This window comes from Caminibacter sp., assembly GCF_053999135.1.
In genome coordinates, this window is the sequence record NZ_JBMXVQ010000042.1 from 1 (window position 1) to 8,326 (window position 8,326).

General features: G+C 30.9%; 7 protein-coding genes. All 7 read left to right on the forward strand.

The window, feature by feature from the left end; translation table 11 throughout:
* Positions 1-560, forward strand: a 560-nt coding sequence (locus ACXJH6_RS03815; protein ID WP_503417176.1) for a glycosyltransferase family protein, incomplete at its 5' end; no start/stop codon positions are given.
* Positions 557-1,096, forward strand: a complete 540-nt coding sequence (locus ACXJH6_RS03820) for a Uma2 family endonuclease (RefSeq protein ID WP_456470443.1) — start codon at positions 557-559, stop codon at positions 1,094-1,096. The genes ACXJH6_RS03815 and ACXJH6_RS03820, both read left to right, overlap by 4 nt.
* Before the next feature lie 9 nt (positions 1,097-1,105).
* On the forward strand, positions 1,106-1,639 hold the full coding sequence (locus tag ACXJH6_RS03825; RefSeq protein WP_456470444.1) for a Uma2 family endonuclease: 534 nt from the start codon (positions 1,106-1,108) through the stop codon (positions 1,637-1,639).
* Positions 1,640-1,647: 8 nt separating this feature from the next.
* On the forward strand, positions 1,648-4,158 hold the full coding sequence (locus tag ACXJH6_RS03830; RefSeq protein WP_456470445.1) for a DEAD/DEAH box helicase: 2,511 nt from the start codon (positions 1,648-1,650) through the stop codon (positions 4,156-4,158).
* Positions 4,159-5,673, forward strand: coding sequence for a hypothetical protein (locus tag ACXJH6_RS03835; RefSeq protein WP_456470446.1), 1,515 nt, complete (start codon positions 4,159-4,161; stop codon positions 5,671-5,673).
* Between the two features lie 2 nt (positions 5,674-5,675).
* A complete protein-coding gene (locus tag ACXJH6_RS03840; RefSeq protein WP_456470447.1) occupies positions 5,676-6,209 on the forward strand; it encodes a Uma2 family endonuclease in 534 nt (177 codons plus the stop codon).
* 9 nt (positions 6,210-6,218) lie between these two features.
* A partial coding sequence (locus tag ACXJH6_RS03845) for an STT3 domain-containing protein (protein ID WP_456470448.1) occupies positions 6,219-8,326 on the forward strand: 2,108 nt, incomplete at its 3' end.

Below are 8,326 nucleotides of genomic sequence, written 5' to 3' on the forward strand. Positions count from 1 at the left end.
TTGGGGTCGGGAGTGCTTTTAGAAGCGGGGTTAGTGAAATAAAAGAAGTCGATACAGTACCGTTTGGATGTTATAAAAAGGAAGTGTTTGAAAAAATAGGACTTTATGATGAAAGACTTGTTAGAAATCAGGATATCGAGCTAAATAAAAGGCTTAAAAAAACAGGGGGTAAAATATATTTGGTGCCGGAAATTAAATGCACATACTTTGCAAGGGAAACTTTTAAGGATTTAGCAAAAAACAACTTTAATAACGGACTTTGGAATATCTTGACTGCTTATTATACAGGCAGTTTATCATCTTTATCTTTTAGACATTTCGTGCCGATGCTTTTTGTTTTGAGTTTGATTTTTTTTGGTATTTGCGGAGTTTTTAATAAGTGGTGTTTGTATGTTTTTTTAGGAATTTTATTTATTTATTTAAGTATAATTTCAGTTAGAAGCGTTCAAATTAAAAAAAACACTACCGTTTTTCATCAGATATTGGCATTTTTGGTGCTTCATTTTAGTTATGGTATCGGGAGTATTGTTGGAATTTTTAGAGTACTTAAGGAGAAATGAAACAGGAGAAAACAATGGCGTTAGCGTATGAAGAACATTATACAATTAAAGATTATGAAAAATGGGAAGGGGATTGGGAACTTATATACGGAATGCCTTATGCAATGGCACCTTTTGCACTGCCTAAACATCAGGTTATTAGCTCAAGAATTGTAGCGGAGCTTATTACTAAATTAAAAGAATGTAAAAGATGTCACGCTATTATGGAAAGTGAAATAGTTATAAGCGATGATACAGTGCTTAGACCTGATGTTATGGTTTATTGCAGTAAAATAAAGGACAAACTTACAAAGACGCCTCCTGTTGTTTTTGAAGTAACATCACCTTCGACAATAAAAAGAGATGAAATTATAAAAAAAGAAATTTATGAAAAAGAAGGGGTTAAATATTATGTAATTGTTTATCCTGATTTAAAGAAGGCAAAAGTTTATGAGAATAAAGAGGGGAAATTTATAAAAATTGCCGATGAGGATAAAAAAGTTAAATTTAAATTTGAGTGCGAAATTGAATTTGATTTTGGTAAAATTTGGATATAAGGAGCTAATATGTCAGTATTGCCAATTGAATATTATACATATGAAGATTATAAAAAATGGGAAGGGGATTGGGAGCTTATATACGGAATGCCTTATGCTATGGCACCTGCACCTGTTAAAAAACATCAGTTGTTGGCAAGTAATATAATTTTTGAGCTTAAAAAAAGTTTAGAGTGTGAAAATTGTGAAGTGTTAGGAGAAGTTGATTATAAAATAAATGAAGAAACTGTATTAAGACCTGATGTTGTTTTAACTTGTGATGATGAGGGGGTTGAGCATTTAATAAAAGCTCCTGAAATTATATTTGAAATAATTTCACCATCTACTGCAAGAAGGGATGAAATATATAAATTTAAAATTTATGAAAAAGAAGGGGTTGATTTTTTAATTTTAGTATATCCGGATGATTTGGTTGCAAAGATTTATAAAAATATTGACGGAGAATTTAAGAAAAAGGGTGATTTTAGCAGAGGTGTATTTGATTTTGGGATATGCGGGGTTAAGGTGGATTTTGGAAAAGTTTTTGAAAAATACAGGAAATAAGGAAGAGCGTGTTTGAGTTTGAGCTTGTAAAAAATTTTGACGGTAAATATTATATAAAAATATTAAAAGACAAAAGGCTTTTTCTCTTTAACGAAAAAATAAGCGGCAGATACAAAAATCTCTTAAACACGCTTAAAAAATTTTCAAACCGACTCGGGCAGTTTGATATAGAAGAATCCCCCGTGCTTGATTTTTTAGATGAGGTTATTTATAAAAATAAAAAATATCCCGTTTTTCATTCCATCCATACGCTTGAATTTGATTTAAAAAATTTTTACATAAATTCTAAAAAAGCGGAGTTTTTAACCAACGATTATGTATTAACGGAAGAAGGGATTTATAAAGTTAATTTTACAGAAGATATTGAAAACATCAGCCTTTATAAAACAAAAAAAATTGACAACGATTATTTGAGTCTGCTTTTCAGTAACTTCGAGCAGTTAAAAATCACAGGCTTTGATGTAAATTATTACGGTGAAATAGCCCTTAGGCCCGCCATATATGTTGAAGAGGTACTGGATAAAAATCTTGTTTTTAAAATAGGCGGTTTTGTGGATGGTGTTACCATAGATACTGAAAACCTAAGCAAGATTGCATTTTTAAATGAAAAAAACATTGACGTTTTTGACGTATCGGATGAGGAAATTATTTTAAAAACTAAAAAATTAAAAAAGCTTTTAAAAAAGGAAAAAATCGAGTATATTCAAGAGGGTGAATATTTTATATTGGACAGCGATAACGCCGGAAGATTTTTATCGCTTCTTCCCGAGCTTATCAGGGAGTTTGAGATATTCGGCAATAAGCATTTGAAGGATTTCAATCTTAAAATTGTCAAACCTTCTTTAAATGTCAGAATCAATAGAGGCGTTGATTTATTAGACCTTGACGGGGAGGTTGAAATTGACGATGTAAAGATACCGCTTTCAGAGCTTTTAAAACAATATAAAAAAGAAAACTACATAAACATAAAAGATAAAAAATACCTCATAAACAGCGACTATATCGAAAAACTGAAAAGGGTTTTAAGGGAAGAAGAAGGCAAGTTAAAGGTAAGCTTTTTTGACCTGCCCGAAATTGAAAGGCTTGTGAGCAATAAAGATTTGGCGGTTTTTAAAAAATCAAGGGAGTTTTTTGAAGGGTTTAATAAACTTAAAAACAAAAAAATAAAAATAAACCTAAACGCAAAATTAAGGGATTATCAGGTTTATGGTGTAAAATGGCTTAATTATTTAAAAGATAACAATTTCGGAGGGTGTCTTGCCGATGATATGGGACTTGGTAAAACCATTCAGGCAATTGCCCTGCTAAAAGAAGCAAAAAACGCCGTTGTGGTGGTGCCAAGAAGCCTTTTAACCTCATGGGAGGAAGAGATTAATAAATTTGCCCCCGATATGAAATATCATATCTATTACGGACAAAACAGGGAACTTAAAGACGATGGAGTGTTAATTACAACTTACGGAGTGTTAAGAAGCGATATTGAAAAATTAAAAGACAAAGATTTTGAAATTGCAATCCTTGATGAAGCCCAAAATATAAAAAATATAAATTCCCAAATCCACAAAGCCGTTATGCTTATAAACGCAAAACACAGGTTTGCCCTAAGCGGCACTCCTATTGAAAATTCACTTAGTGAACTTTATGCGCTTTTCAGGTTTATAAATCCGGGTATGTTTAGAAGTTTTAACGACTTTAAAACAAAATATTTAATTCCTATCGAAGAGAGAAAAGATATTGAAGTTATGAACGAATTAAAAGCAAAAGTCTCTCCTTTTATTTTAAGAAGGCTAAAAAGTGAAGTATTAGACGAACTGCCCCCAAAACAGGAATCAACCATTTTAATTGAAATGAATGAAAAACATAAAGAAATATATGAAGCCAAAAAAGAGTATTATAAAAATATGATTTTAGAAAATATTAAACTAAAAGGCTTCAATAAAAGCAAAATGGCAATTTTTCAGGCTCTTACAAAACTTCGTCAAATCGCATCAATCCCGGAAATTGAAGATGAAAACGTCCGCTCTTCCAAGCTTGATGTGATGTTTGAGCAATTAGAAGACATTGTTAGCAACAAACACAAAGTCTTAATATTTACAAATTTTTTATATTCAATCGATTTAATAGCCAATGAAGCCGAAAAAAGAGGCTTTTCTTATGTAACAATGAGCGGCGGCACACAAAATAGAAAAGCGGTTGTTGATAAGTTTTTAAACGAGGATATTGATCTGTTTATTATGACGCTGAAAACCGGAGGAGTCGGGCTAAATCTCACAAAAGCCGATTATGTGTTTATATTCGAGCCTTGGTGGAATGTAGCGGCTGAAAATCAGGCAATTGACAGGGTATACAGAATCGGGCAGAAAAACAGGGTTTTCAGTTACAAACTTATTACAAAAGGCACTATTGAAGAAAAAATCCTTGAACTTCAAAAAATCAAAAAAGACCTCTCAAACATAATCGATTCACAGGCTGAAATTAGTCTGGATGAGAAAGATTTGGAATTTATTTTAGGAGAGTAGATGAGAAAAGAGGATATTGTTAAGCTTTTGATGATTTACAACAATGATTTTAGCAGTAAATTTAAAAATTCCCTTAATAAAAAAAAGAAAATAGAATTGGAAAAAGAGCTTCAAAATATCGATAAAGAGATATTAAAGAAAAATTTATTCAAAAATGAAGAAATAACAAGAGTTTATCAGAATGCTATCTTAAAAAGAAAAATTTTTGAAGAAGATAAAGCAATAATTGACAAATATAAAGAATGTTGTTTATTAAAGGATGACAGCTATTTTACCAGATATGTATTGTATGTCGATGTGGCGGACTTTATAGAAGATATTTTGCCTCTTCCTAAAAATTACTATTTAAATGAAATAAAATGTGATAATTTAGAGTGTAATTATGCAATAAAAGAACATTTGGAAATTATCCGGAATTTAAATATCGAACTTACGTCCCAGTCAAAAGTAAAAAAAACTTATATAAAAAAATTTAAAGAATTAACGGAGGTGTGTTATAACGATACTGAAATCGAATGGCTTTTGTATGTGGGTTTTAGATATTTTGAAGATAACAAAAAAGTGAATTTGAGGAAGTTTTATGATTTTTTCTTTAAACATATGTTAGAGGATTATCAAATTGAACTTTATAAATTGGTAATGCCTTATATGAAAAATGTGCGTGTTAATTTCTTTTTTTATGATTTGCATAATGAGCTTTATGAGTTGGCATATCAGCTTGATGATTGTGTAAGTATTGAAAATATAAAAGAAGCAATTGCCTACAGAAAAGAATATTTGTTTTATTTTAATAAAAGGGATTTTGATAAACTTGAATTTAAAGATGAGTTTTTAAAAGTTAAAGAGTATGAAACTAAAGAGATAGGCGGAATATTCAATCATATCAGGACATTTGATTTTTATGAAGAATATATTTACTGCTTTTTAAAAGGGTATCTGAATTTATTATCAATATTAGGATTTATAGAAATTGAAAAAAAAGAGAGTGATTTAGTCGTTGATATTTTTTATGACGATATTTATGCGGCAAAACTTTCAAACATCGGTCTTTGGTATGCCGGATATACAGATAATTTAAAACTGCCTGCAACCAAAAAATCTGAAATTAAAACGTTTAGTAAAATTTTGGCTATTATGTTTGATGAAAACGATATTGTATTAAAAACAAAAATAGACAGGTTTTTTACTAAAAAAGGTAAATTTTACTTTTTAGACAATGAAAAAATTTTAAAAGGCGTTAAAAACAGAAATGAATTAAAAGAAAGGATTAAAGATCTCGAATCTATTGCAAAATTTCCTGCTAACTTTAAAACATATTTTAATAACCTTTTAAAAAAATTTAAAGAGGTTAAAAAAGTAAATTTTACGGTTTTAGAAGTTGATAGGGAGAGTTTGGAAAAACTTGAGAGTTTAAGGGATTTGTTTTTATTAGCGGAAGATAATAAAATTATAGTTAAAGACTTTAATAAGTTTAAAAAAGAAGCAGAAAAAATTGGAGTTTTTATTAAGGAGTGAATATGGCTGTGGCATATATCGAGCGATACACGTATGAAGATTATAAACACTGGGAAGGCAGGTGGGAGCTGATTGAAGGAATGCCTTATGCAATGGCTCCAATGCCGATTATAAGACACCAAAAAGTCAGTAATAAAATAGCAAAGCAGCTTGATGAACTTTTAAAAAACTGTCATAAATGCTTTGCAACTTTGCCGGTTGATTGGAAAATAGATGAAAATACGGTAGTCCAACCTGATAATCTAGTAATATGTTATGATGTGGATGATGATGCTGCTTTTATTACAAAAGCTCCAAGTGTTATTTTTGAGGTTTTATCCCCATCAACAGCATTGAAAGATGAAACGATAAAGTTTGATTTATATGAAAGAGAGGGTGTGAAATATTATGTGCTTGTAAACACGGAAGATAAAATTGCAAAGGTCTATGAAAATAAAAATGGAAGATTTGTAAAAAAAGCAGACGCAACACAAGAAAAGGTCAAGTTTGAATTTGAATGCGAATTTGAATTTGATTTTAATAAAATCTGGGTTTAAGGAAATTAAATGAAAGAAAATAAACTGACTTTAATATATATCGCAATTGCTTATATTTTTGTATTTTTATTTCACCTGTATTGGTTAAGCTGGGCGGGTAAAATTCCGGAGTTTTACTGGCACGGTCAGCTTATGATAAATAACGTTGACGGTTATTTTTTTGGAAGCGGAGCCCAGAAAATTCTTTATAATATGCATCTTGACAATCCGAGACTTATTGACGTCTGGCATTACGGTTTGGCAGTTATAAGTGCCTATATAGCCAAGTTTTTTCATCTAAGCCTTGATACGGTAATGCTTTATCTTTCAGCCGTTGTTAGTTCTCTTGTTGTTGTTCCGGTAATTTTAATAGGAAAACTTTATAAAAACGAGCTTTGGGGGTTTTTGGCGGCTCTTATAGCGGGAATAGGATGGAGTTATTACAACAGAACGCTTGTTGGATATTACGATACCGATATGTTTGCGGCAATGCTGCCTATGTTTATATTATATTTTATTTTGTATTCCGTTAAAAACAGGGATTTGTTTTTTGCTCTTTTGGCGGGAATTACTGCAATAATTTATCCCTGGGCTTACGATCAGGGATTATCTATTGTATATGCAATGGGAATTATGGCGTTTTTATATCTTTTGGTATTTAATTTAAAAGATGAATTTACTTATAAATTTATTGCACTTCTTTCAATTTCACTTATGGCCGTAAATCCTTTTTTAAGGGTTGTTTTAGTGGTTTTTATCTATTGGATTTTAACTAATAAAAAAATAGAATTTAAATATCTTCAGATTTTAGCGGGAGCTGGTTTTGTATTGTTTTTCTTAACAGGAAATATTTTTGGAATGATTTTATCAAAAATTTTTGCATATTCGACTTCGACTACGTCATATGAGGGACTTAAATTTTTAAACGTTAACAAAACGGTAAGGGAAGCCGGACAGATTCCATGGTTTGTGGTGTTTGACAGGATTATAGGAAGTACTTTAGGGCTTATTGTTGCCGTTATCGGATATGTTTTGTTGGTTAGAAAACATAAGGAATTTATTATCGCTCTTCCGCTTTGGGGGGTAGGGTTTTTTGCTTTTGTCGGAGGTCTCAGGTTTACCGTATATGCTGTGCCGGTGGCGGCTATGAGCGGAGTTTATTTTTTTATAGTGTTAAGTGAAAAGTTAAAAGTTAAAAATGAAAAGTTAAAAGTTATTATTCCTGTTTTAGGAAGTCTGTTTTTAATTATGCCGAACATAACTCATATTGTCGGATGTTGTGAAAATAATAAACTTTTAGCTTCAATTGAAAAGATATATCCTTTAAGAAGTTATCCGTATCTTGTGCCTACGACTTTCAAAAGGAGTGAAGTTGCTGTACTAGATGAATTTAGAAAAAAATCAAATCCTAAAGATTATGTAATTACATGGTGGGATTACGGATATCCGATTTGGTATTATGCGAATGTAAATACGTTAGTTGACGGAGGAAAGCATAATGAAGATAATTTTTTGGTTTCTAAAATCCTAACTACTTCAAATCCTTATTTAGCGGCAAATCTTTCTAAGATATCCGTCAAAAAATATGTAGAAACAAATAAAACTGTGGCTCCTCAGCTGTTTGTTAAAAACGGAAAACCTATAAACGTTAACGAATATCTTTTTGAAATTAGTAAAAAAGACTATAAAACCCCTGAGCTTAATAGAGATGTTTATATAATGCTTCCGTACAGGATGTTTAATATTTTCCCTACCGTTGCAGCGTTTAGCAACAGAAACCTTAATACGGGGGAAGTTTATAAGGACCATTTTTTTTATAAAAGCAGGTTAAAAAAACAGGGAGCTTTTATTATGGTAGGTAAAATTCCCGTTGATTTGCAAAGAGGGCTTATTATGATTCAACGGGGTATTCCTATAAAAGAGATAGCCCTGGTGGCATTTACTAAAAACGGAAAAACTGTTGTGAGAAAACAGAAGCTTAGAGATAAAGGTCTTAACCTTGTTATTTTACAGAGTTACGGTGAGGGTATAATTATGGATGATTATTATTATAATTCATTATTTGTGCAGATGTTTGTGTTTGAAAATTATGATAAAAATCTTTTTGAACCGGTAATTTTAAATCCTTGGATGAAAAT